General features: G+C 69.3%; 15 protein-coding genes. 4 read left to right on the forward strand and 11 right to left on the reverse strand.

What is annotated here, in order from left to right; all coding sequences use genetic code 11:
- The first annotated feature begins 336 nt into the window (after positions 1–336).
- Complete coding sequence (locus tag ACX9TP_RS29455; RefSeq protein WP_482973959.1) at positions 337–1,161, forward strand: ATP-grasp domain-containing protein; 825 nt, start codon at positions 337–339, stop codon at positions 1,159–1,161.
- A gap of 10 nt (positions 1,162–1,171) precedes the next feature.
- Here ACX9TP_RS29455 and ACX9TP_RS29460 read toward each other — a convergent pair whose 3' ends face one another.
- From ACX9TP_RS29460 to ACX9TP_RS29490, 7 genes are all read right to left on the reverse strand, one after another.
- Positions 1,172–1,936, reverse strand: coding sequence for an SDR family NAD(P)-dependent oxidoreductase (locus tag ACX9TP_RS29460; RefSeq protein ID WP_482973960.1), 765 nt, complete (start codon positions 1,934–1,936; stop codon positions 1,172–1,174).
- Positions 1,933–2,601: a TetR/AcrR family transcriptional regulator gene (locus tag ACX9TP_RS29465; RefSeq protein WP_482973961.1), complete on the reverse strand. Its 669-nt coding sequence runs from the start codon at positions 2,599–2,601 to the stop codon at positions 1,933–1,935. The genes ACX9TP_RS29460 and ACX9TP_RS29465 overlap by 4 nt, the downstream gene beginning before the upstream one ends.
- Positions 2,602–2,662: 61 nt before the next feature.
- Positions 2,663–4,093 (reverse strand): hypothetical protein, encoded by a 1,431-nt coding sequence (locus ACX9TP_RS29470; RefSeq protein ID WP_482973962.1) that lies wholly within the window; start codon positions 4,091–4,093, stop codon positions 2,663–2,665.
- Complete coding sequence (locus ACX9TP_RS29475; RefSeq protein ID WP_482973963.1) at positions 4,090–4,458, reverse strand: hypothetical protein; 369 nt, start codon at positions 4,456–4,458, stop codon at positions 4,090–4,092. Before ACX9TP_RS29475 ends, ACX9TP_RS29470 begins: the two co-directional genes overlap by 4 nt.
- A gap of 106 nt (positions 4,459–4,564) precedes the next feature.
- Complete coding sequence (locus ACX9TP_RS29480) at positions 4,565–5,590, reverse strand: hypothetical protein (RefSeq protein ID WP_482973964.1); 1,026 nt, start codon at positions 5,588–5,590, stop codon at positions 4,565–4,567.
- Between the two features lie 401 nt (positions 5,591–5,991).
- Positions 5,992–7,728, reverse strand: coding sequence for a sigma 54-interacting transcriptional regulator (locus tag ACX9TP_RS29485; protein ID WP_482973965.1), 1,737 nt, complete (start codon positions 7,726–7,728; stop codon positions 5,992–5,994).
- Between the two features lie 194 nt (positions 7,729–7,922).
- Positions 7,923–8,444: a GNAT family N-acetyltransferase gene (locus ACX9TP_RS29490; protein WP_482973966.1), complete on the reverse strand. Its 522-nt coding sequence runs from the start codon at positions 8,442–8,444 to the stop codon at positions 7,923–7,925.
- A 151-nt stretch (positions 8,445–8,595) separates the two neighbouring features.
- On the opposite strand from ACX9TP_RS29490, the gene ACX9TP_RS29495 reads away from it, so the two are divergent.
- Complete coding sequence (locus ACX9TP_RS29495; protein WP_482973967.1) at positions 8,596–10,011, forward strand: B12-binding domain-containing radical SAM protein; 1,416 nt, start codon at positions 8,596–8,598, stop codon at positions 10,009–10,011.
- 6 nt (positions 10,012–10,017) lie between these two features.
- Here ACX9TP_RS29495 and ACX9TP_RS29500 read toward each other — a convergent pair whose 3' ends face one another.
- The 3 genes from ACX9TP_RS29500 to ACX9TP_RS29510 form a co-directional block, all read right to left on the reverse strand.
- A complete protein-coding gene (locus tag ACX9TP_RS29500; RefSeq protein WP_482973968.1) occupies positions 10,018–14,271 on the reverse strand; it encodes an AAA family ATPase in 4,254 nt (1,417 codons plus the stop codon).
- Positions 14,272–14,281: 10 nt separating this feature from the next.
- Positions 14,282–14,683: a hypothetical protein gene (locus ACX9TP_RS29505; RefSeq protein WP_482973969.1), complete on the reverse strand. Its 402-nt coding sequence runs from the start codon at positions 14,681–14,683 to the stop codon at positions 14,282–14,284.
- Positions 14,684–14,773: 90 nt separating this feature from the next.
- Positions 14,774–15,325 carry an SLOG cluster 4 domain-containing protein gene (locus ACX9TP_RS29510; protein ID WP_482982239.1) on the reverse strand — a complete coding sequence of 184 codons (552 nt, stop codon included), beginning with the start codon at positions 15,323–15,325 and terminating at the stop codon, positions 14,774–14,776.
- Between the two features lie 254 nt (positions 15,326–15,579).
- On the opposite strand from ACX9TP_RS29510, the gene ACX9TP_RS29515 reads away from it, so the two are divergent.
- On the forward strand, positions 15,580–15,789 hold the full coding sequence (locus ACX9TP_RS29515) for a hypothetical protein (protein WP_482973970.1): 210 nt from the start codon (positions 15,580–15,582) through the stop codon (positions 15,787–15,789).
- Positions 15,790–15,986: 197 nt separating this feature from the next.
- Positions 15,987–16,958, forward strand: a complete 972-nt coding sequence (locus tag ACX9TP_RS29520; RefSeq protein ID WP_482973971.1) for a sigma 54-interacting transcriptional regulator — start codon at positions 15,987–15,989, stop codon at positions 16,956–16,958.
- A 15-nt stretch (positions 16,959–16,973) separates the two neighbouring features.
- Here ACX9TP_RS29520 and ACX9TP_RS29525 read toward each other — a convergent pair whose 3' ends face one another.
- A complete protein-coding gene (locus ACX9TP_RS29525; protein WP_482973972.1) occupies positions 16,974–22,691 on the reverse strand; it encodes an AAA family ATPase in 5,718 nt (1,905 codons plus the stop codon).
- Between the last annotated feature and the right edge of the window lie 883 nt (positions 22,692–23,574).

Here is a 23,574-nt window from a genome sequence, read left to right on the forward strand (position 1 = left end):
ACCTGAGGGCATATCGGTAACCACTCCAGGCCAGAGCCGCCCTCCAACGAGGCGGCAGGCCGCGTACTCCGTGGCGCGGAATGAACAGGTGTCATGTGCCTGACGCCCCGGGGATGTCCACCCGGAACCACCGGCATGGCAGGCAGGACGCCAGGCGTCCGCCCCCGTCCTCTGCCCCACACCGCGCGGGAAGCCCTGAATTCCTGGCGAATCGGAGGCAGGGCTCCACCTTCGGACACCGGCTCGGGAATCGCGGGCTGACTTCGTCGCTCACTGGCCTCAATCCCGGGGCCGTCGTGGCTCCGGGCGCTCCCTTGCCTCAAGCTGCCTCTTCATATGCGCCCCACCATCGCGGTCATCAACGGCGAACAGTACTGGCAGAGCTACTTTCCGGACTGTGAGGTCGTCCCGCTGCGGCTGCAGGACGCGTCCTGGGTGCTGCGTGACGGCGAGCTGTGGTGCATCAGCCGCGAGGCGGGCACGCGGATTGACGGCGTCTTCTGGCGCGTGGGAGCGATTCGTCCGGACCCTCGCCACCGGACGGTGCTGGACATGCTGCGCCTCAGTGGCGTGCCCTGTGTCAACCCGGCGTCGACGCTGGCCCGCTGCCAGGACCGCCTGTCCATGCTCGCCGAGCTGCGCGAAGCAGGGCTGCCCGTCATCCACTTCGACGTGGCGCTGGGCGACGACATGGTCCGCCGCATCGCACGCCCCGCGCCCTTCGTCGTCAAGGTGGGCAACCACCACGGCGGCTACGGCAAGGCGCGGGTCCGCACCGAGGACGATTGGTTCGAGGTCGCCGACCTGCTCTTCGCCGCCAATGACTATGCCGTCGTCGAGCCGTACATCGACTACCGGCGCGACGTGCGCTGCCTGGCGATTCGGGACCGCTTCTGGGCCATGTCGCGTGCGGGCGCGGGCTGGAAGGCCAACGTGCAGACGCGCAGGCACCAGGTCATCGACCCGCCAGAGCAATTGGTGGTGCACACGCGGCGCGCCCGGGAGCACCTGGGCGCGGACATCGTGGCGCTCGACTTCCTGGAGACCCAGGGGGGCGACTTCGTCCTGCTCGAGTGCAACGACACCCCGGGGCTGTCCGGCTTCCCGGAGGCACTCCGGGAGGAGCTGGCGGAGTGCCTTCGCGAGCGGATGCGCCACTGAGCCGGGCCGGCTACGCGGCGAGGAAGCCGCCGTCGACGGGCAGCGGCACGCCGGTGACGAAGCCCGCGCCGTCCGAGCACAGCCAGAGCACGGCGCTGGCCACCTCCTCTTCGGTGGCCATCCGCCCCATTGGGTGCTCGTCGACGAGCGCCCGGACGAGGTCGGGCACGTACGTCTCCGCCTGGCGCATGCTGGCAGTCCGGGTGGCTCCGGCGCAGAGGGCATTCACGCGGATGCCACGCGTCGCGTACTCGAGCGCCACGGACTTCGTCATGCCGACCACCGCGTGCTTCGAGGCGACGTAGGCGTGGTGCGCGGCCCGTCCGGCGAGGCCGTAGATGGAGCTGATGTTGACGATGGCGCCCCCGCCGGTGGCGAGCATGGCCGGGATTTCGTGGCGCATGGCCAGCCAGACGCCTCGGGCGTTGCTGGCCATGACGTCGTCCCAGACGTCCTGGTCCGTGCTCTCCAGTGGTGCCATGTCACCGCCGTGGCCCGCGCTGTTGACCGCGAAGTCGAGCCGGCCGAAGTGCTTCACGGTGCCTTCCACGGCCCGCGCCACGGAGGCCCCGTCGCGCACGTCGGTGGGGAGGTAGATGACGCGTGCGCCCTCGGCTTCCAGGGCCGCGCGGGCTTCGCGTCCCTTCTCCTCGCCCCGGGCAGCGAGCGCGATGCTGGCGCCCGCCCGGGCGAAGGCTCGCGCCGAGGCGAGGCCGATGCCCGACGTGCCTCCGATGACGAGTGCGACACGTCCGGTGAAGTCCTGGCGAATCATCGTGATTTCCTTTCCGGGCCCAGCCCGTTGCGGATGAAGTGGACCGCCTGATGGGCGAGGGCCCGCCGGCGCTTGAGGTTGAGCCGCTTGCGCAGGGCGTCCGAGGCGAGGACCTCATGGAGCTCGGCGCCGAGCTCCTGGAGGACCACGTCCGTCAGGCCGGGGCCGATGACGGTGGCGACGAAGCGGGTGGCGATGTCGAGGTCCGCGGCCTGGAGGGCGCCGTCGCGGGCCCCCTCCTCCAGCACGCCGCGGAGCTCCACGATGCCGGCCTCGCAGATGGCCTTGTAGAGGCCGCGTACCTCCGCCACCGCCGTCGGCGTGGCCGCGGCGGCGGAGAGCCGGGCGAGGCGCGGGTGCTCGACGAGGAAGGCCATGCCCCGCTCGATGAACGTTTCGAGGCGGGCCCAGAAGTCTCCCTCCGGCGGTGTGGCGCCGATGAACTCGCGCTTGCGGCGCGGGGCCTCGTCGGTGAGGAGCCAGCGGTACAGGTCGAGCTTGTCCTCGAAGTACTGGTAGACGCTGCCCTTGGGGATGCTCGCGCGGCGCGCAATCTGCGAGAGCGAGGCCTCGGCGTAGCTCCGGTCGGAGAACTCGACGATGGCCTCGTTCACGAGGCGGTCCCTGCGCTCGTCGGGGAGGTTGAAGAAGGTGCTCGTGGGCATGTGACCGGTCGGTCATATGACCGGCCGGTCGCATTGGCGAGAAGTTTTTTCTGGCTCGACTTCAATCCAACTTCAGCACCGTGGCGATGAAGGCGGGCACCGACCACTGGAGGGACCGCAACTCGGGAATCTGATTCGCCCCATCCGCTTCTCGCGTCGCCAGCTCGGCCTTCAAAGGCACGCCCAATCGGAACGACAGTTCGTCCGTGACCTTGACATCTATATAAGGCGTGATTTGCGCTTCGGAAACCAGGCTCTTTTGAACCGCCGGCTTGTCGAGCGAGACTCGGGCGGACGCCTCCAGACCTAGAATGATCCGCAGGGAGTCCTTGCTCTTTGATGAAGTGGCCTCCCCGACAGTACCCAGGCTCATAGCCAGGGAGGGGGCCAGGTCTTCGCCTCGCTTCTCACGCTCGAATGCCAGGCCCAGTCCAAGTGTCAGGTTGACACCCCAGAGGTTCGCCGCGACCTCGGCCTCCGGTTGAATCCGTTTGAGCGACAGCGTGTCCTTCTCGCACTCGGGTACGTCCTGCTTACCCTCGCACTCGGGATCAAATCCGCTTATATAAGGGAAGAATTGAGATTGGACACCAGCCCCCAACTTCAAGGAAAACTCTTCGCGGCGCCACTGCTCCACTGCCCGCTTGATTTCCTCTGGGCCAGGACACGTTTCGAACGGTCCGAACTCGAACGCGTCTATAATTTCGGTAGACTTCTTGCCTCGACCCAGGAACTCATTGGCCTGCGCTTGGAGCGCTGGCGCCGCATCTTTCGACAGGTCTTTATAGTAATCGAAGAACGCAACAAGCTGGGCCTTGCCCCAGGAAAAAGTGGGTTCCGCCAGGATGCGGTATGCGCCCTCCCCTGTGCAGGCCGCGCGTGCCCTGTGCAACTTCTCAGCGAATTCCTGCTGTCGAGCCTCATCGAGCGGAAGCGGCGGCAGTGCTCCCACGATGTCACAGGCCTCTGCGAATGCGTTGCGTACGTCCCAGAGCCCCCGAGACAAGGCCGTCATGTCCCACTTGCAGCTCAGAGGCTGTTTATCGCTACCCTGCAACTCTGCGAGAACTTGCGGCTCATTCTCGGAGATGACGGTGGCCCATCCCAATCCCACCTGAGTCACATTTTCCTCAAGTACAGCCAAGGACAGACTGGCCCCCGAAAATACTCCACCTGAGTCGATGAACGGAGCAATCTGCAAGCCAGCCTCGGCATCCTCAATGTCCGTCTTGATGGCTACTGCGGCCTTCTCAATCGCAGTCAGTCCGCCCACCACAGACTGGGCTGGTGCACGGACCGTCACATTGGTGAATCTGGTCTCATCCAGCCTCTCCTGACGACCAGGAAACTCCCTCTGGCGTTCAGACCGCCTCTCCTCGATTTCATTATCGTGAAGCACCTTGAAGAATGCCGGACTGAAGGATTCGGTCGGTTGAGCTTGCGCCCACGAAAACATGGGCAGCGTGAAAATGAGCAGACCCAGGATCCTCATGACAGCGTGCCCTCTGCGCGCCACAGGTCGGGCCGCTCCTTCTCCTCGTCCAAGGTCTTCGACGGACCGCCGTCAATGCTGCCCGTAGCCTTGAGGTCCTTGAGCGTCCTCCCCGGAAACTCGAGCTTGCACTCGATGTAATGCGCGCCGGGAATGGGAGTATCGTAGGAGATCTCCAGACGCCCAGTTCCTGTCGTGGGGACGATTGGCAAACGCCTGCTGTTGTCGCGAACCTCGACGAGCGTCGCCGGGCGGTTCCCGTCCCAGGTGAGCACGAGCGAGATGTGATGGAGCGCCTCCGTGGAGACGGCTCCCAGAATCCGGGCTTCGACCTGCACATCACCGGCTTTGATATGGACCTTCATCTAGTTCTCCTCACGAGTGGCCCGGACAGGCTCGATTCAGAACCCACCCAGGATCCGAGACAACACAAGGCTTCGATAGATATGGGCGATAGGGATTGAATCGCGGCTACCGGAGTTTGAACCCCAAGTAGGTCCCGTTGCTGATGCCGAGCAACCCGAGCAGCGTCGGGTCGAGCGTCGGCATCGCCAGGTTCTTCACCACCATGGTCCAGAACGCCACGGTGACCACCACCGTCCAGATCGCCATCTGGAAGCGGTGCAGGCTTATGTGCTGGCCATCCTCCGAGAGGAGGTCCCGGAAGAACCCGTTGCTGCCCGTGAATGCGGTGCCGGGCATCGAGGCCTGACCACTGTCGATGAGGGCCGCGCCCAGGAACGTCCCGGCGCCAATCCCCATGAGCGCCAGCATCGAACTGGAGACCGGTTCAAGGTTCCCCGTAATCCACCAGAGCGCCAGGAGTGCCAACACGGTCATCACCGTCCACCAGGCCATCTGCGTCCGGCCCAGGCTGTACGGCCGCTGAGCCGGCGCCGCTCCCGCACCGGCGGGGTCCGGGTCGCGAAGCAGATTCGACTTCAGCCCAAGAACAAGCATTGCAAGCACCAGCAGGAGGCCGAGACTGAACACAACCACTGTGCGAACCACAGGGAACAGGTTGGTGCGAATCGAGGCCTCACTCAGTCCCGGTCCATCCTCCTGCCCTACCGCCACCCGGATGTCCTTGTCTGTCCAAGCCCCGAGCAGACCGTCCCACTCCCCCCGGTTGGTTTCGTTCCGCTCCAGCACGAACCGAAGCTGGTCCGCGAGCGGCTCGGCATGCACTGGCAGGGCCGAAATGGGTCGCGCATTCAGGTACAACCGAACCTTCTCCTTCGAGCGCCAGAGCCGCTCCACGTCCCCCGGGTCCAACGTGATGACCAGAGTGTCTCCGAGCCCCGCGACGGGTTCGTCAGCCCCCTCGACCCGCACCTTTCGGACCTTCGGCCGGAACATGGCAGGGACAGACGCGCCATCCGCTATCGAAGGCTGAGCATTCACACCGCCGCTTCCTCCACTGGGTTGCGCAGTTGCGGGAAGCGCCGCGAGCATCACGAACAGGCACACAGGAACAACGGAAGAATCGGGACGCATGGACAGGGCTCCTGGCGCGCCTCAATCGCGCCGAAGCCCTCCCTAAGCAGCGCGCGTACCAGAACGCGCTCCAGTCATTTCGGGGGCTTACACAGGCCATTTCGTACTTCAGGGCAGGGACGTGATCGCAATCTCGCGATCGCGCTCGCAGCGGCGACGCGGTGGGAGTCACGCCGGGTCTCGTTCAGGGCTCATGCGAAAAGGCTCCAGCGCGTGCGATCGCGCTCACACCCTTTCAGACAGAGGCCGTAGCCGAACCCCACGGATTCACGACACCCGCCCTTTGGCGTGCGTCTTGCTCTCCGCTGTGCACGCCAAGGGGGGCGTCTTCGGCAGGTCCGGTCATCAGGGGAGAGCACCCCGAAGCGGCCGGGCCTGCCGAATCGACGTTACAGCCCTGCTCAGCCTCCGAAGCGCTCGAAGTACCGCGTGAGCTGTTTCACCGCCGTCCCACGGTCCGCGGACACACGGGGGGCCACCCGATGCGCCAGGGACACGACCTCCTCCGCCGTGCGCGGCGCCGGGAACTGCGCCGCTCCGCTCATGTGGAACAACAGCAGGGGCTTGAGGAACTTCTCGTTCAGCTCCTTCTGGTCATCCCACGTGCGCGGCGCGTGCTGGTGGTCCTCGATGAACGCCCGCACGGCCGTCGTCATCACCTGCGTCGCCAGCGCCTCCCAGTCATCCTCCGGCGAGAGGGCCTCCCCCGGCGGCGGTGTGACTTCCCTTGGCAGGGGCGCCACCGGCAGCAACGCCCCCTGCTCCAGCGCGCGCCGGCACGCCTTCACGTCGACTCCGCCCCTGGCCACCTCCCTCGGCAGGCGCTGGACGAAGTTCGCCAGCTCCCGGAAGTTGCCCTCCCAGCGGTGCGCGCGCAGCAGCTCGAGCGCGTCCGGCGAGAGCGCGTCATATGCCGACACGCCCTCCCCCAGCGTGCGCGTGCGCAGATACGCCGCGATGTCCTCCCACCGGTCCTTCAGCGGCGGCACATCGATGACCTGGATGGACAGCCGGTACCAGAGGTCCGCCCGGAACTTCCCCTCCAGCGTCGCGGCCCTCAAGTCCTTGTTCGTCGCGCAGACAATCTGCACGTCCGCCCGCTTTGGCTTGCCGTAGCCACCCATCCGCTCGTACTCGCCGCTGTCCAGGAAGCGCAGCAGCATCGGCTGCACCTCCGGCGGCATGTCCGCCACCTCGTCCAGGAACAGCGTCCCGCCGTGCGCCCGCTCCACCGCGCCGATGATTTTCTGCGTGGCCCCCGTGAATGCGCCCTCCTCCGCGCCGAACAGCTCCGAGCGCAAGAGGTCCTTGCCGAACATCGAGCAGTTCAGCGCCACGAAGGGGCCTCCCCGGCCCGAGCGGCGGTGATACGTCCTCGCCAGCCCCTCCTTGCCCGAGCCCGAGGGCCCCAGCAGCAGGACGCGGATGCTCCGCGCCGCTGCCTCCACCACCTCGCGGTGCGCGTCCCGGATGGCGCGCGAGGCGAGGATGAGCCCCTCCTCTCGCGTCTGCCGCTCCGCCTCGAAGAGCAGGTTCTGCCGGCTGACGTACTTCCACAGCTGCTGGAGCACCCGCGCCCAGCGCGTGTCCATCGTCTCCTGGAGGGTGATTCGCAGCTCGCGGCCTCCCGCCACCGGAATGCGGCCGGGCTCGTCCGGGAGTGCCTCCGCGCCCTTGCCGCCGTGCAGGGACACCGTGGCGGGAATGCCCACCCGCGCCAGCCAGTCCTGCACCGCCCTCACGAGCCCCGTGCCGAAGTCCTCGCTCCCGGACCAGGACGCGTCCGCGGGCCCGTCGCCGCCCCGCTCCCGCTGCTCGGGCGACGCGAGCTGCAGGATGACGGGCTGCCCGGCCGGGACTCGCACCGTCTGGCGCCTCGGCAGGAACAGCCAGCTGCCGTTGCGGCTGCCCACGTCCCGTACACACACCGCGTCCCCCGCCACCCAGACCAGCGCGTGGTTTGCCGAGACACTCGGCGAGGCGATGGCCACGCCGCGCGGTGGCTGCGCCAGCTCCGGGGGCACCTCCCATGAAGCGTCCCCCGGCTCCGGCTGCCTGCCGACCAGGAGCGCCTCACCTTCAGCCAGTTCGACGGACTCCGCCCCCAGCTCCGGGGCCTGCAACACGATGCGCGCCAAAGCAGCCTCCGACGTTCCCCGTCGTGCCCCACCGATACCCACCGGGCCAGCCCATGTCCGAGCGCAGCCGCTCCTGGCGGAACCCTCTTCGGACCGCGCCACATTAACGCACCCGGGAGTCCGGCAGGATGCCGACCGAGCATCAGGCCGACGCGCCTCCACACAGCCCACGGGCCACGGTTTCCATCATGCGCTCATGGACTCGCGTCCGCCCCCGTCTCCGCGAGGAACCGCCGCATCGCGTCCGGCATCCAGCGGAACACGGTCTTCTCCCGAGAGATGGCGCCGATGCGCCCGTAGAAGGCACGCGCGGACGCGTTCTCCGGCCGCATCTCCCAGCGCACGGGCAGCCCTTCCGCGGTGCCGACCTCCGCCAGGTGACGCATCAACGCCCGTCCCAATCCCGCCCCGCGCACGCTCTCGCGCACGTACAGGTCATCCAGCCGGAGGACCCTCGAGTTCGCCCAGGTCATGAAGTCCACCGTGTACGTCGCGAAGCCCACCGCGCCCTCCGGCCCTTCCACCAGCGCCGCCCGGAGCAGCGGTGGCGTGGCCCCCAGCGCCTCCCGCAGCCGGGGCTCCGTGGCGAGCATGAACTGCGCGCTCTCCTCGTACGCGGCGAACTCCTTCAGCAGTGCCAGGAGCACTGGCGCGTCGGCCTCGGTGGCGACGCGGACCCGGTACGTGGTGGGTTGGGTCAATTTCTCGGAGGGCATGCTCCTCGCATCCCACGCGGTTGTCATTTTGCCAAGTCGCTGCATGCGGGTGATTCTGCGTCACGGTCAGGCCGGAGGGGGAACGGTGCCGCGTCGTGTACTCCTCGTCCGCGCTGCTGCCGCGCCGTGCCATCCCGGAGCCACGACCCGCATGCGGATCGCCGTCATCGCCACGTATACGCACCCCACCCGGCTGCGCATCAAGGAACCCTCCATCATGCAGTCCTCGGTGCCGGAGCTCATCGCCGGGCTGTGTCCCGCGCATGCGGAGGTGGAGATCTTCAACGAGAAGGAGGCCGACATCCCCCTGGACCGCCACTGGGACCTCGTCTTCTTCTCGTACCTGCACTCGTACTACGAGCACACGAAGGTGCTCTCCACCCTGTTCCGTCAGCGGGGGATGAAGACCGTGGGCGGCGGCCGGCACGCCAGCTACTTCCCCGACGACGCGAAGGCCCACTTCGACGCCGTCATCACCGGCGAGCCCGAGGCCAACGTCCCCGCCCTCATCGAGGACTTCGAGAAGGGCCAGCTCCAGCCGCTCTACAACCGCCCCTCGCTCGGCCCCACCGCCATCCAGCCCTACCGCTACGAGCTCATCGACTTCACCCACAACAAGCTGCGCCTGCCCGGCATCGAGGCGTCGCGCGGCTGCCCCTTCACCTGCAACTTCTGCGTCCTCACCGGCAACGAGCGCTACCGCTACCGCCCCGTCGCCCACGTCATCGACGAAATCCAGACGCGCATGCAGTGGAACCCCAACTACCTGGGGCTCATGGGGGATGCGTTCGTCTTCCTCGACAACAACCTGGGCGGCTCCCCCAAATACCTGCGCGAGCTGTGCGAGGCGCTCATCCCGCTGAAGAAGACCTGGGGCTGCGCCCTCACCTTCAACGTCCTCAAGGACGAGGCGCTGGTGAAGCTGATGGCGAAGGCCGGATGCCGCTACGTGTACACCGGCCTGGAGTCGCTCAACCCCGACTCCATCAAGGCCATGAACAAGGGCCAGAACAAGCTGAGCGAGGTGGACGCCGTCATCCGCCGCGTGTTCTCCGCCGGCATCCTCCTGTCCTTCGGGCTCATCGTCGGCTCGGACGGGGACACCAACGAGTACCTGCAGAAGCTGCCCACCTACCTCGCGGACCTGAAGTACTTCTCCGTCACGTTCCTGGGCATCGTCTGTCCGTATCCGGAGACGCCGTTCTTCCGCGAGCTGCAGGCGGAAGGCAGGCTGCTGCCCGGCACCGTCAGCCGCGACTACGACGGCTACACCCTGTGCCACCAGCCCAAGAATCTGCACCCGTCCGAGGTGGTGGAGCACTTCAACCGGCTGTGTCTGGAGTTGGGCAGCCTGCCCAACATCGCGAAGCACTACTGGTCCAAGCTCACCATGAGCGACATGCCTCGGTACAAGCAGACGATTCTCTTCTCCGGGCCGGAAATCCTGAGCATCCGCAACCCGGTGAAGAACAAGGCCCGGCGCTACATCGCCGGACAGGATGCGCTGGAGGCGTGGGACGTGGGACAGATGCAGACGCTGGGGTTGCAGCCGCAGCGGCTGACCTGAGGGCCGCTACGACGCCATCGCCGGCGCGACGACGGCGGCCTCCGCCTCCAGCCGGTCCACGCGCCGCAGCTCCGCCTTCGCGTCGATGGAGGTGAACACCTCCCTCGCGCGGGACAGCAGCGCCCCGCGCCGGTGCGGCAGCGCCACCGCCGCGTCCAGGTAGGCCACGCCCGTCTCCCAGCGGTTGGGCGTGGCCTCCAGCACCTTCAGCGCGCGCTCGAACAGCGGCTCCGCCGCCTTCGCGCCCCGCTTCAGCGCCTTCGCCCGCGCCGTCACCCGCATCGCCGGGCCCCGCAGGTACGGGTAGAGCTTCCCCAGCGCCCGCGCCTTGAAGGCACAGCGGCGCACAATCGCCCAGAGCTGCTCCTTCGGCACCGAGACGGCGCCCTGCTCCAGCGCGAAGAGCGCCCCTTCCGCCGCGTCCACCAGGCCAATCTGGAGGAAGGGCACCAGCACGTGGTAGCGCCAGAGCGCCTCGTCCGCGCGCACCGCCATCAGCGCCGCCTCCTCCACCTGGTGCTCACGCACCGCCACGTTCACCAGGTGGTTCAGGCTCGCGCACTGGTTGGCCAGATCCTGCACCTCGATGCTGATGCGCAGCCCCTCCTCCAGCTCCGCGCACAGCTCTCCCACGTCCCCGTCCCCTCGCAGGTAGCGGCACATGGGCACCCACGCGTGCGCCCAGCCCTGGTGCATCAGCGCGTTCAGCTCCACGCCCACCCGCCCCATCTCCCGGTAGGTGCGCTCCGCGCCCTCGAAGCGCGCGGCGAGGAACTGGCTCGTCGCCAGCATCATCAGCCCCGTCTGCACCTCCCACATGTCACCGACCTGCCGCAGCAGCGCCACCGCCTCCTCGCCGTACTGCGTGGCCCGCGACTGCTCGTTGGTGAAGATGTTCAGCGTCGCCAGCCGGCTCAGGGCGATGCCCTCCGCCGCCGAGTCCCGCGAGCGCTTCGCGTGCTCCAGCGCCCGGCGGCACCACACTCCCGAGCGCCCGAGGAGCCCCGAGCCGAACAGCAGCGAGCCGTAGTAGCTGCTCGCCAGGCTCAGCCCGTACTCGCTGCGCGAGCGCTCGGCCATCGTCGCGGCCACCATCGTCGCCCACGTCAGCTTCCCGATGTCCGCGAAGTAGTAGATCTTGATGAGCGAGATGAGCGTCGACAGCTGCTTCAGGTACAGCGGCAGCCTGGAGCCGAGCGGGCGCACCAGCCAGGGGAACACGCCGTAGAGCAGGTGCAGCCCCAGCGCGAGCACCGTGCGCACCCCGAGCGCCGCCAGGTTGCGCGGCATGGTGCGGCCCATCAGCACCAGCGCCGTCTCCAGCTCCTGGATGGCCCGCTTCGACTCGCCCTTCTCCTGGTGCGCCCGCCCCAGGCCCAGGTGGATTTCCGCCCGGCGAGACTCCAGCTCCTCGTCCGCCAGGCACTGCTCGAACATGTGGATGGCGCCCGCGTAGTTGCCCGCCTGCAACAGCGTCTCCGCCAGCTCCTGCATCACCTTGCGCGTCTTGAGCAGGACCTCGTCCGGGTCCAACGCCAGCGTGCCGCCGAGAATCTCCATCGCGCGGTTGTAGTGGTGGATGGCGTCGTCGTTGGCGTACTGCTCGCGCGCGCTGCGCGCCGCCATCAGCGTGTACTCCAGCCCCTTCACCTCGTCGTTCCCGGCGAGCGAGTGGTAGGCCAGGATGCCCGCGGACTTCACGGGGTTGTCCCCCGCGCGCGCCTCGATGAAGCGCGCCATCCTCCGGTGCAAGTCCTCGCGCGCGGACACCAGCAGCGTGTTGTACGCCACGTCGCGGATGACGATGTGCTTGAAGATGCAGGTGAAGGGCTCCTCCACCTCCAGCAGGATGAGCCCCAGCTTCGTCAGCGTGTCGATGGCCTCGCGGATGCGCCGCCTGGGCACCGAGCCCGGCGCCAGCTCCGCCACCGCCTCCAGCGTGAAGATGCGCCCCACCACCGAGGCCACCTTCACCACCAGCTTCTCCGTCTCGCTGAGCAGGTCGATGCGCGCCAGCACCACGTCCTGGATGCTGTCCGGCAGCTCCAGCGCCTGGAGGCTCCGCTTGCGCTCCATCCGCTCCGAGCCCGGCGACACCGGCCCCAGGAAGCCGCCTTCCACCATCCCCTGGACGATGGACTCGGTGAAGAACGGGTTGCCCTGCACCTTCGCCAGCAGCATGTCCTCCAGCGCCGTGTCCGGCGGCTCCATGCGCAGGTGCAGCCGCAACAGCGCCCGCGTGTCCTCGTCGTCCAGGTTGGACAGGTCCAGCCGGTGCAGCCCGGGCAGCCCCTTGAGGTTCTTCAGGTGCTCGCCCGGCCGCATCGTCACCAGCAGCGTCACGCGCAGCGAGGCCACCCGCGCCGCCACGTACTCGATGAGGTCGACGGAGATGTTGTCCGCCCAGTGCAGGTCCTCGAAGAACAGCAGCACCGGCGTCTGCCGCGCCAGCTTCTCCAGGAGCTGGAGGATGATTTGGAAGACCTTCTGGTTCTTCCGACGCGCGTCCAGCTCGCGCGTGACGGGCGTCTCCTCCACCGGCATGCCGAGGATGCCCGCGAGCACCGGTATCCACTCCGGCCCCGTGTCCTCCAGCCCCTCGAAGCCCTGGCGCAGCTGCCCCAGCTGCGTGTCCAGGTCGTCCGCGTCGTGCAGCCCGAAGACCTGGACCAGCACCTCCTTCCACGGGAAGAAGGGGGTGAACATCTCGTACGAGTAGCAGATGCCGTAGAGGCTCCGCGCGCCGCGCTCCTCGGCCTCCTCCACCACCTTCGCGCCCAGCCGCGACTTGCCGATGCCCGCCTCGCCGGACACCACGCAGATGCGGCCCGTGCCGTCGATGGACTCGCCCACCGCGGTGCGCAGCGCGTCCAGCTCGGTGCGCCGGCCGACGATGTCGCCCTTGCCCTTGATGAACAGGCTGCGGCGCACCTCCGCCTGGAGCCGGTACACCGGGACTTCGCGCGCCACGCCCTTGAGCTTCGCGTTCTCCACGAAGTCGGTGGCGAAGCCGTTCTGCTGGAGCTTGCGCTCCGTGTTCGCGTCGACGTGGATGCCCGTGCCCCGCCCGTGCGTCATCAGGCGGGCGGCCATGTTCACCACCTCGCCCAGCGCCGAGTAGCCCTTGCGCCACGGAGAGCCCATGTCGCCGAAGTACGCGTGCCCCGTGGCGATGCCGATCTGCAGCTCCTGCACGAAGGGGAAGTTGTCCCGCTCGCGGAGGAGCTTGCAGGCCAGCCGGCTCGCCAGCACCTCCTTGCTCTGCAGCGCGGTGGGCGCGCCGAAGATGACGTAGAGGACGTTGCCCTTGTCCGTGAAGTCCGTCATCAGGAGCACGCCGCCGTGGTGCGCGCTCTCGCGCTGGACGTACTCGTAGAAGGCGTTCAGCTCGCGGGTGAAGTCCTCCGCCTGCCCGGGCTTGCTGGTGCTGGTGAAGCGCAGGAAGAAGCAGGTGACGTCGCGGAAGTCGCCGCTGAACTCCTGGTGCGCCGTGGTGATTTTGGTGAAGAGCACCGGGTGCAACAGCAGCGCGCACCGCCCCACCAGGTCGTCGTTGCCCGTCAGCGTGAAGGACGGCGGCGGCGAGGCCTGCAGCGGCGCGGACGGCTCCAGGCGCCAGGCCCCGTCGCGCGACTCGCCCTTGCGCGCGGACTCCGGCAGGAGCGCCCAGGCCTCGGGGCTGAGCAGCACCTCGCCCACCGTGGCGCGCTTCTCCGCCTTCACCGCCTGCTCCAGCGGCTGGCCGATGAGCGCCGGGTGCATCCACATCCCCGTGGAGCCCAGCACGATGCGGTGCGACTCGCCGAAGCCGATGCCGATGCGCGAGGACACGGTAAAGCGCTGGCCCAGCAGCTCCAGCTGCGCGAAGCGCATCAGCCGCCGCTGCACGCCCAGCGCGCACCGGGCCGCACGCTGCACCACGCCCGCGTCGGCCTCGCCCGGCGCGGGCTCGAAGCAGGCGAGGATGGAGTCTCCGGCGAACTGGTAGATGTCTCCGCCGTGGTCCTTCACGACGTCGATCATCTCCGTGTAGTAGCTCGTCAGCAGGCGCTGGAGCGCGTCGATGCCGCGCGGCCCCGCGCCGCTCAGGCTGACGACGATGGGCGTGAAGCCGGCGATGTCCAGCAGGAGGATGGCGCCGCGCACCGGCTCCACCGCCGGGAGCGCGTGCGCATCCGTGTGCTCCAGCTTGCGGAGCACGGCGCCGGGGATGTACGGCGCCAGCGAGGTGAGGATGGGGTCGGTGTCCGCTGGCAGCATGGGCGTTCCTTCAGGGCAGCGTCCCGAAGCGGATATACGCCGCCACCACACCCACCACCGCGTAGAAGAAGATCTCCACCGTCTCCGACAGCGGCTGGGCCTTCCTCAGGAAGCCCCAGACGTGCACCACCACCATGCCCACGCACACCAGCCCGATGAGGTCGAACAGCGCCGGCTGGCTCGCCGGGTCCGGGATGTAGCGCACCACCGTGCAGATGATGGCCAGCGCCACCGCGCCCAGGCAGCGCGCGAAATACACCGTCAGGTCGGTGTTCCCCTCCTGCGGCTTCCACCCGAACCAGCGCGCCCACGTCAGCGGTATCAACAGCAGCGGCAGCGCGTAGACCAGCAGGAAGAAGGCCACCGAGACCAAGAGGAACCAGCTGGCGAGTGGATGTTGGGCACTGATCATGTGGGCGCACGAGAGACGGTGTGGCCGCCCGTTTCTTGAGCGATTCCACCCATCTCCCCCCTGTGTACCATTCTAGACGGTTTGTAACCGCTAGTGGGCAGGCAGGCGTCCCGGTTCCCGGACGGCGTCCCGGATGAACTCGGCTACCCTCTCCAGGGAGTCCGTGCGCTCCAGCTCCGAGTGGAAGCGGCGGAAGGCCTCCGGGGGGCCGTAGAGGATGACGGGCTTGCCGTAGCGCAGGGCCAGGGCGGCCTCCGCGGCGGTGCCCGCCCCGCCCGGCAGCGCCACCAGGGCGTGGGGGGTGAGGACGTTGATGTGGTTGCGGCTGAGCGGCTCCGTGCCCTGCTCGCCGCTGAGCGGCAGGTGGGTGTAGATGGCCAGCTCCACGCCGGGGTTGGGGTAGCCAGAGCGGGGCCGGTACTCGCCCCCGTCCACCGTGCCCGGGACGATGCCAATGGAGATGCCCCGCCGGCCCTGCACCTGGACGAAGGCATCCGCCGCCACGCGCATGACCCCGCTGCCTGCTCCGGTGAGCAGGTCGAACCCCGCCTCGGCGATCCACCGGACGAGCGGGACGACCCGTTCCTCGTGGTCCTCCTTGCCTGATCCGAAGACGCCGATGATCCGCCGTTCCCTGCGCATGGCCTCCACACCTCCGCCGCTTTGACCGACCCGGACCCCAGCTTCTTCCATGCAGCCCACGTGCACCCGCCGCAACAGGTTCACTTCTCCACAGTCGGCCCGTCAGGCGTTCACCGATGGAAGGATCCACCCCCGGACAGTGGCCACTTTGACGCTTGCATGACGGCAGGCGGAGCGGCCCCGTCCGACGCCGCCGCGGCCCTCCCTGTCAGACCCCCTCTCTACCTTGGCCCTCATGAGCCTGGAGGTCGGCCATGTTCGACGAGCTTGGGGGCAGTGAGCGCATCGAGGACTTCGTGGAGCCGCTGCTGCTGCCCGAGCCTCCGCCGGACGATGACGCCATTCCGCTGCCAGAGCACTTTGGTGGCCGCTGCTGTACTCGCGCCCGCGCCGTGGCGTGCTCCTGCGCCTTCCACTGGGTCTGTGACGCCCACGGCGACGAGCACATCGGTACCCACGACTGAGTGCCGCTGGCACCCGTGAGGGAAGAAAATCCTCGAAGCCCGTTCAATCCGTGTGCTCGGCCGGGTCCCCAGGCGGGTCCCCATCTCACGGGTAGGACGATGAACGCCGCGACTCTCTCCGACATTTCGAGACATGCTGTTTTCTTGAAGGTGCCAGGAAGGTCGCTAGCGTTCGGGTGTCGCGGGGGGGCTCGCACATGATCACCATCCTGGGACGCAGTCCGGTCCATGACCGTCTGCTGGCGCTGGTCGCCGCGGCGGCGGCAAATGACGCGGAAGTCCTCATCCAGGGGCCGAGCGGCGTCGGCAAGGAGCTGTACGCGCGGCTCATCCACGAGCAGAGCCCGCGCGCGCCCCATCCCTTCATCCCCGTCAACTGCGGCGCGCTGCCCGCGGACCTCTTCGAGAACGAGCTCTTCGGACACGTGGGCGGGGCCTTCACCGGGGCGCGCTCGCGCAACCGGGGGCTGGTGGCGGAGGCGGAGGGCGGGACGCTGTTCCTGGACGAGGTGGACGCGCTGCCGCTGGCGAACCAGGTGAAGCTCTTGCGGCTCATCCAGCAGAAGGAGTACCGGCCGCTGGGCGACTCGAAGCTGCACCGCTCGAACGTGCGCATCGTCGCCGCCACCAACGCGGACCTGCTCACGGAGACCCAGGCGGGGAACTTCCGGTTCGACTTGTTCTTCCGGCTGCGGGTGCTGCCCATCGAAGTGCCCCCGCTGCGGGAGCGGCCGGAGGACATCCCTCCCCTGCTGGAGCACTTCCTGGAGCACTACGCGGCGGAGTATGGCCAGGCGCCCGTGTCCTTCACGGCGGAGGCGCTGGAGCGGCTGCTCACGTATTCGTGGCCGGGCAACGTGCGCGAGGTGGAGAACTGCGCGCGCTTCCTGCTGTGCACCCGGCCAGGGAAGCGGGTGGAGGTGGAGCACCTGCCACTGCTGTCGGAGGTGATGCCGTCGGCCGCGCGGCTGGAGGCGCAGCGGCAGTCGCGCGAGTCCTTCCAGGCGGCGAAGCGGCGGGTGGTGGAGGCCTTCGAGCGGGCGTGGGTGGAGGAGTCCCTCACGGAGCACGAGGGCAACATCGCCGCGGCGGCGCGGGCCAGCGGGAAGCACCGGCGCGCGTTCTTCGAGCTGATGCGGCGGCATGGGCTGAAGGCGCGCTCGCGGTAGCCAGCGCCCGGGGCTTCAGGCGTGGGCCGGCGGCTCCGGTGCCCCGCGCGCGTCGGGAGGCCCCGTCCTGGGCAGCTCCACGATGAAGCGGGAGCCCTGGCCCTGCGTGCTCTCCACCGACACCCGGCCGCCCAGCGCGGAGACAATCTCGCGCACGATGAAGAGGCCCAGGCCCAGGCCTCCGTACTCCCGCGACGAGACGGCCCGCTCGAAGCGCCCGAAGATGAAGGGCAGCCGCGCCGGAGGAATGCCGATGCCCTGGTCCACCACCTCCAGCCGGACGCGGCCGTCCTCTTCCCCCAGCCGCACCTCGATGGGCCGACCGGCGCCGAACTTGAGCGCGTTGGACAGGAGGTTCGTCACCACCTGCTCCAGCCGGACGCGGTCCCACCTTCCCGCGCCCGCGGCGTCCAGGTGGAGGCTCAAGGGGCTCTCGGCCCGCGTGAAGGCGTCTTTCATCCCCTCCCCCACGTCCCGCACGACGGCGGCGAGGTCCACCGGCTCCAGGTGCAGATGGAGCCGGCCCGTCTGGATGCGCGACACGTCCAGCAGCTCGTCCACGAGGTGGGCCAGCCGGCGCGTCTGCGCCTGCGTGGCCCTCGCGGTGCGCAGCACCGTCTGCGGTGAGGCCGCCGCACCGCCGCGCGCCAGTCCCTGCACGGAGAGCTGGAGCGCGGTGATGGGCGTGTAGAGCTCATGCGCGGCGATGGAGAGGAACTCGTCGCGCAGGTGGATGGCCTGCTGGGACTCGCGGTACAGCCGCGCGTTGTCCAGAGAGATGGCGGCCCGGCGCGCCAGGTCCTGCGCCAACGCCAGGTCCGAGGCGTTGTAGCGCCGCTCCGGACTGGTGCAGATGAAGGTGATGGCCCCCAGCGTCCGTCCCCGGGCGATGAGCGGCACCGCCATCAACGTCCGGGCCCGGAGGGAGCGGACGAGCCCGGCGTGCCGCGCGTCCCGGCACAGCGACGCCAGGATGTTGTCGGACAGGTCCGGCAGCAGCAGCGGCTGCTTCGTCTTCATCACCCACGTGGCCGGATGGGGTGAGCTCCAGTCGGGCGGGTAGTCCCGCTGCAGCTCCCGGGCGACCGGCTCCAGCGACGCGTCCGCGTGCGTGGTGACGACGCGGCGCAGGCCGCCGTCCTCGTCCACCACATCGATGTTGCAGCCATCTCCCAGGACGGGCGCCGCCAGGCGGGCCACGCGCATCAGCGTCGCCTCGAAGTCCAGCGATTCGGCGAGCACCATGCTGCACTCCGCCAGGAAGCGGACCGACTCCTCCGCGCGCTTGCGCTCCTCGAAGAGCAGGCTGTTCTCCAGGGAGATGGCCATCTGCGAGGACAGCAACTGGAGCACCTGCACGCGGTCCGGCCTGAAGGCCTGCGTGGCCAGGTTGTTCTCCAGGTACAGCACCCCCACCGTCCTCGCGTGCCGGCGGATGGGCACCGCCAGCGCCGACTTCACCCGCTCGCGCACCACGTAGGCGTCCGACACGAAGCGACCCTGGTGGGCGGCGTCGCCGAGGACGACCAGGTCCCCCGTGCGGTACGCGTGGCCGATGAGCGAGCCCGGCACCTGCCGCGCCTCCGCGAGCGGCTGGCGCACCAGGTCCACCGGCTCCGACACCGACCCCACCGCGTGCAGCACGAGCGCCCCCTGGGAGTCCAGCACCAGCGCGCCCCGCTGCGCACTCGCCGCCTCCAGACACACCGCCATCAGCTTCTCCAGGAGCCGCTCCAGCGCCATCTCTCCCGACAGCGTCTGCGCCGCCTTCAGGATGCTCAGCAAGTCCAACGCCGCACCGCGAGGCTCCTCGCCCGTCGGCGTCACCGGCCGCTCCCAGGAGCCCGCCTCCGGAGCCTGGACGTCCGGGAACTCCTCCTGGAGCATGGCCACCACTTCCTTCGCGCCCCAGCGGGCGAAGCCCTCCCGCGCGGCTCGCAGGTAGAGCGTGGCCACCCTGCGGCGGCCGAGCGAGTGGTAGAGCCGGCCCGCCTGCGCGTTGGCGAGCGCCTCGTCCTGGGGGAAGCCTTCCTCGCGCGCCAGGTCGATGGCCTCGTCATAGAGCGTCATCGCCTCGTTGTGGCGCAGCTTCACCCGCGCCAGCTCCGCGGACACCAGGAGGTAGCGATGGCGGAAGTTGCCCGGGTTGGACTCCGCCCACGCGCCGAGCCGCCGGTGGTGGTGCTCCAGCCGCTCCGCGAGCGCCTCGCGCTCCCCGGCGGGGGCGTCCTCCTCGCTCGCCGCCAGTGTCAGCGCCGTGTAGAAGGCGTGCTCGGTGACGGTGAAGAGCCAGCGCACGAAGGGCAGGTGCGCCTCCGCCTTCCGCGCCCACTCCCGCGCCCCCGCCAGGTCGCCCAGCAGGTACGACGTCTGGAGGCGGAGGACCTCGTACTGACAGAGGATGGTGGGGTCCCTCCTCGCGGAGTCCTCGAAGGCCCGCGCGTCGAAGCCGTCGTCGTCGAAGCTCGCGCGCTCGCGCGTCCTTCCCTGCAGGCACCGCACCGCCTGGCGCACCGCGAGGTGCACGTCGGCCATGGCGTGCTGCCCGCTCTTCCGGTCGAAGGCGAGGCCGGACTCCACCTCCGCCCGCACGCGGCCCAGCTCCGTGCCCATGCGCAGCCGCGTGAAGGCCGTGCTCGCCAGGAGGTAGGCCACGAACTGCGGCTCCCCGCTCACCAGCCCGGCGTCGATGCCCCGGCGCAACAGCGACAGGGCCGAGCGCAGCGGCTCTCGCCAGTGGTGCATGTAGAAGAGAAACGCGGAGAGGACCCGGCACTCCTCACGGGGATTCGCCGCGCGCCGGCTCAGCTCCACCCCCAACCGGCTGAACGGGTGGCCCGACGCGAAGTCGCCCCGCACCTCTCCGAAGATGATGCCGAAGCACACGTAGGCATAGGCCGAGTACACCGAGTTGCCGTGCTCCAGCGAGAGGTTGAGCATGCGCGTGTAGATGAAGGAGAACAGCGCGGGGTTGGAGAACCACGCCGCCACGCCCGCGTGCATCAGCAACTGCATGCGGGCCAGCAGCACCGGGTCCGTCATGGGCGGCGCGACGAGCAGCTCTCCGTCCGAGCGGCCCCGCCGGTACTCCTCCACCTTCGCGAACTCGGCCCGGAACGCCTCCGTGGCGTCGCCTTCCGGCAACTCCTGGCCGAGCAGCCGCAGGCCCTCCCTCCCCCAGTGCAGGGCCTCCGCGTGCGCGCGCCGCAGCGTGCACGCGCTCATCCTCAGTCCGAAGAGGTCCGCCTTCTCCACGGGCGTCGCCGCGTGGGACATCGCCGTTTCGAGGAGGGAGTCGGCCAGGGCGGCGTCCCCCGTGAGCTGCGCGCACTCCGCCGCGTCCCGGTGCAGCCGGAACATCCGCTCGCGTTGAGAGTGCCAGGCCTCCGGCGTCAGCAACTCCAGCGCCTGCAGGAAGTACGTGAGCGCCGAGTCGAAGGCCGATGCGTCCCGGAACTTGCGGCCCGCGCGGAGGTTGAGGCCGGCGAGCCAGTGCCGCTCCGCCTCGGCGTCCCTGCGCTCCACGCCCTGGTTGAGGTGGTCCACCACCTCGAACAGCCGCTGCTCCACCTCGAGCTCGGAGGCCTCCGCCCAGAGCTGCAACCCGAGGTCCCGGTGCAGCCGCCGACGCTCGTCCTCCGCCAGCAGCGAGTACGCGGCCTGCTGCACCCGGCCATGCACGAAGCGGTAGGCGGCATGCCGGGCCGCCCGCGGGCCCGAGGCGTCTTCACGCGAGGAGTGGAAGCGGGAGACCTCTCCCACCGGGACGAGGAGTCCCTCGCGGATGGCGCTCCAGAGGTCCGCCGCCGTGTCCTCGACGGGCGTGCCCACCACCGCGGCGAGCAGCCACAGGTCCACCGGGCCCCGCATGCAGGCCGCCGCCTTCAGCAGGCGCTGGGTGCGCTCCGGGAGGTGCCGGATGGAGGCCAGCATCAGCTCCAGCACGTTCTCCGTGACATCCGCCTGCTCGATGCGGCCCAGGTCCCACTCCCAAGTGCCCCGCTCCACGTCGAAGGTCAGCAGCCCGGTGCGGTGCAGGTGCCTCAGGAAGGAGTGGACGAAGAAGGGGTTGCCCGCGGTCTTCTCCAGCACGCGCCTCGCCAGGGGGCTCGCGCGCTCCGGTCCGCAGCGGAGCGTGTCGCCGCAGAGCGACTCCAGCGCGGACAGGTCCAGCGGCCCCAGCTCCAGCGACTGGATGCTCACCCCCGCTCCGCGGAGGGAGTCCAGCACGCGCGCGAGGGGATGGGGGGGGCCCACCTCCTCGGGGCGATACGCGCCCAGCAGCAGCAGGTGGTGCAGCTCCGGGTCCAGCACGACGCGCTCGAGCAGCGCGAGCGAGGCCGCGTCCGCCCACTGGAGGTCATCCAGCCACAACACGAGCGGGCGCTCCGGCGTGGCGAGGGCATGGAGGAAGGACTGGAAGACGAGGTGGAAGCGGCTCTCCGCCTCCTTCGGCCCGAGCGCGACCACGGGGGGCTGCTCGCCGATGAGCGCCTCCAGCCCGGGGAGCAGCGCGGTGAGGACACGCCCCCGCGTGCCCAGTGCTTGCTGGACACGGCTGCGCAATGCGGCCACGGACTCTGGCGCTTCCTCCTGGAGCCCGGCGACGAGGCCCCGCAGGGCCTCCACCCAGGGCGCATACGGCACGTGCCCCCGGAGCGGCGTGCAGCCTCCGTAGAGGAACCTCCCGCCCCCCTCCACCCGTCCGCGCACGGCCCGCGCGAGCGAGGACTTGCCGCTCCCCGCGGGGCCCCCCACCATCACCCACGCGCCTGCTCCCGTGCGGACGCGGGCCAGCGCGGCATCCATTGCCGCCAGCTCGCGCTCCCGCCCGTAGAGCGTGTCGGAAATCACCAGCTCCCGCGCCACGTCGTGTCGCCCCAGCTCGAAGGGGGCGATGGCGCCCGACTCGTGCCATCTCTTCTCGGCCTCGCGGAGGTCCGCCGCCAGCGCCCGGGCGCTCTGGTAGCGCTCCTCGGGCCCCTTCGCGAGCAGCTTCAGCACCAGCTCCGAGAGGACTGCTGGGAGCTGGGGGGCCTTTTCGGCGGGAGGCACGGGCGGCTTCGCGAGGAGCGCGTGGACGAGCTCCCCGGGGTCCGACGACAGGAAGGGCGCCTCTCCGGTGAGCATCTCGTAGAACGTCGCGCCCAGCGCGTACAGGTCCGCGCGGTGGTCCACCAGGCGGTTCATCCGTCCCGTCTGCTCGGGGGCGATGTACTGGAGCGTCCCCTCGAGCCCTCCGGGGATGCCCATCTCCTGGATGAGGCCGGGGATGCGCGTGGACAGGTCGAAGTCGATGAGGACGAGGCGCCGAGCGCCCGGTGCCACGACGAGGTTGGCGGGGTTGAGGTCGCGGTGGATGACGTGCTTGCGGTGCAGCGCACCCAGCACGTCCGCGAGGCCGATGGCCAACTCCAGGAAGGTCTCCACGCGCGGCGGGCCCCGGCGCAGCCATTCCTGGAGGGAGTACGGCCCCTCGTCTTCCAGGACGAGCGCCGGAAGCCCCGCCAGGTCCACGAGCCCGAGGGGCCGCGAGACACCCGGGACGTCGCGCAACTCCAGGAGCATCGCGTGCTCATGGCGAAGCATGTCGGCGCTGCTGTCCGCGAGGGGACCGGGGCGGACGGTCTTCACGACATGGGACGCACCGCTGTCCGTCCGCACGCGGAAGACCTCGTAGCGGGGCCCGCTGTAGACCGATTGGACTTCCTGGTAGCCCGGAAGCTCCAGCATCTCTCCCCCGAGGGCGGAACCCCTTGGGAATCTGGGCACCGGGGACGCGCGCGGGGACCCGGGGAGGCGTGGCGGGCGCTCGTGGCGTAGGGGTTCAGTCGAGGTGGGAGTGGGCGCTCGCCAGGTGGCCAGGGCACGGTGGAGAACAGCTGCTCAGGCGCCCGGAGGCGCACTCGCCGGGTGAGGCTGGTAGGTCTGCTCCCGAGCTTCGAGCCTCCCCGGCTCACGCATCCCTGGGGTTGCCCGCGCCATGCAGTACGGTCCCGACCAGATCCTGGCCTGCCCCCGGTGTGGAGCCCCCCACCGGTGCCATTCGCTGCGCACCAGCAACAACCTTGGCTCCATCGTGTGGACGGATGGCTTTCGCCATACCCCCATGCTCCGGTTGGCGCCCCCCGTCTCGCGTTGCGCGGCCTGCCAGCGGTTCTTCTGGGTCAACCGTGCCGTGTGACTGGGCGCGTTCGAGCTCACCCAGGACCTCCCCGAAACGGTCACCGTCATCACGCTGGAGTCCGCGGGCCCGCGCCCGGCCTGGGTCATCCAGCTCGTGCGTCGCTTGTCTGACGTGAGTCTCGAGGAAGTGGAGCGGCGCTTCGGCAGGCTGCCGCTCGAGCTCGGCCGGAACCTGGACCGGGAGCAGGCCCGCGTGACGGCCGCGCGCTTCGAGGCGCTGGGCGCCCGGGTGTCGCTGCGCGAGGAACCGCGGGTGCGGTACCCGACGCCGCCAAGCAAGCAGGAGGCGGGGCCTCGGCTCGCGGAGCCGGACGAGGCGGGCTTCTTGAACACTTGCGTATCAAGCACCGCGCTCCTGCTCAATTCTCAGACGGTCTTCGCGTGCTCTTTGCACTGCGACACTGAGGTCACCCAAGCCAGTGGCACTGTA

Source organism: Pyxidicoccus sp. M15, from assembly GCF_056858435.1.

What these genes read in the sequence shown, in the direction of transcription:
- ACX9TP_RS29455 (WP_482973959.1), top strand. Translation starts at nt 337, where the DNA reads ATGCGCCCCACCATCGCGGTCATCAACGGCGAACAGTACTGGCAGAGC.
- ACX9TP_RS29460 (WP_482973960.1), bottom strand. Translation starts at nt 1,936, where the DNA reads ATGATTCGCCAGGACTTCACCGGACGTGTCGCACTCGTCATCGGAGGC.
- ACX9TP_RS29465 (WP_482973961.1), bottom strand. Translation starts at nt 2,601, where the DNA reads ATGCCCACGAGCACCTTCTTCAACCTCCCCGACGAGCGCAGGGACCGC.
- ACX9TP_RS29470 (WP_482973962.1), bottom strand. Translation starts at nt 4,093, where the DNA reads ATGAGGATCCTGGGTCTGCTCATTTTCACGCTGCCCATGTTTTCGTGG.
- ACX9TP_RS29475 (WP_482973963.1), bottom strand. Translation starts at nt 4,458, where the DNA reads ATGAAGGTCCATATCAAAGCCGGTGATGTGCAGGTCGAAGCCCGGATT.
- ACX9TP_RS29480 (WP_482973964.1), bottom strand. Translation starts at nt 5,590, where the DNA reads ATGCGTCCCGATTCTTCCGTTGTTCCTGTGTGCCTGTTCGTGATGCTC.
- ACX9TP_RS29490 (WP_482973966.1), bottom strand. Translation starts at nt 8,444, where the DNA reads ATGCCCTCCGAGAAATTGACCCAACCCACCACGTACCGGGTCCGCGTC.
- ACX9TP_RS29495 (WP_482973967.1), top strand. Translation starts at nt 8,596, where the DNA reads ATGCGGATCGCCGTCATCGCCACGTATACGCACCCCACCCGGCTGCGC.
- ACX9TP_RS29500 (WP_482973968.1), bottom strand. Translation starts at nt 14,271, where the DNA reads ATGCTGCCAGCGGACACCGACCCCATCCTCACCTCGCTGGCGCCGTAC.
- ACX9TP_RS29505 (WP_482973969.1), bottom strand. Translation starts at nt 14,683, where the DNA reads ATGATCAGTGCCCAACATCCACTCGCCAGCTGGTTCCTCTTGGTCTCG.
- ACX9TP_RS29510 (WP_482982239.1), bottom strand. Translation starts at nt 15,325, where the DNA reads ATGCGCAGGGAACGGCGGATCATCGGCGTCTTCGGATCAGGCAAGGAG.
- ACX9TP_RS29515 (WP_482973970.1), top strand. Translation starts at nt 15,580, where the DNA reads ATGTTCGACGAGCTTGGGGGCAGTGAGCGCATCGAGGACTTCGTGGAG.
- ACX9TP_RS29520 (WP_482973971.1), top strand. Translation starts at nt 15,987, where the DNA reads ATGATCACCATCCTGGGACGCAGTCCGGTCCATGACCGTCTGCTGGCG.
- ACX9TP_RS29525 (WP_482973972.1), bottom strand. Translation starts at nt 22,691, where the DNA reads ATGCTGGAGCTTCCGGGCTACCAGGAAGTCCAATCGGTCTACAGCGGG.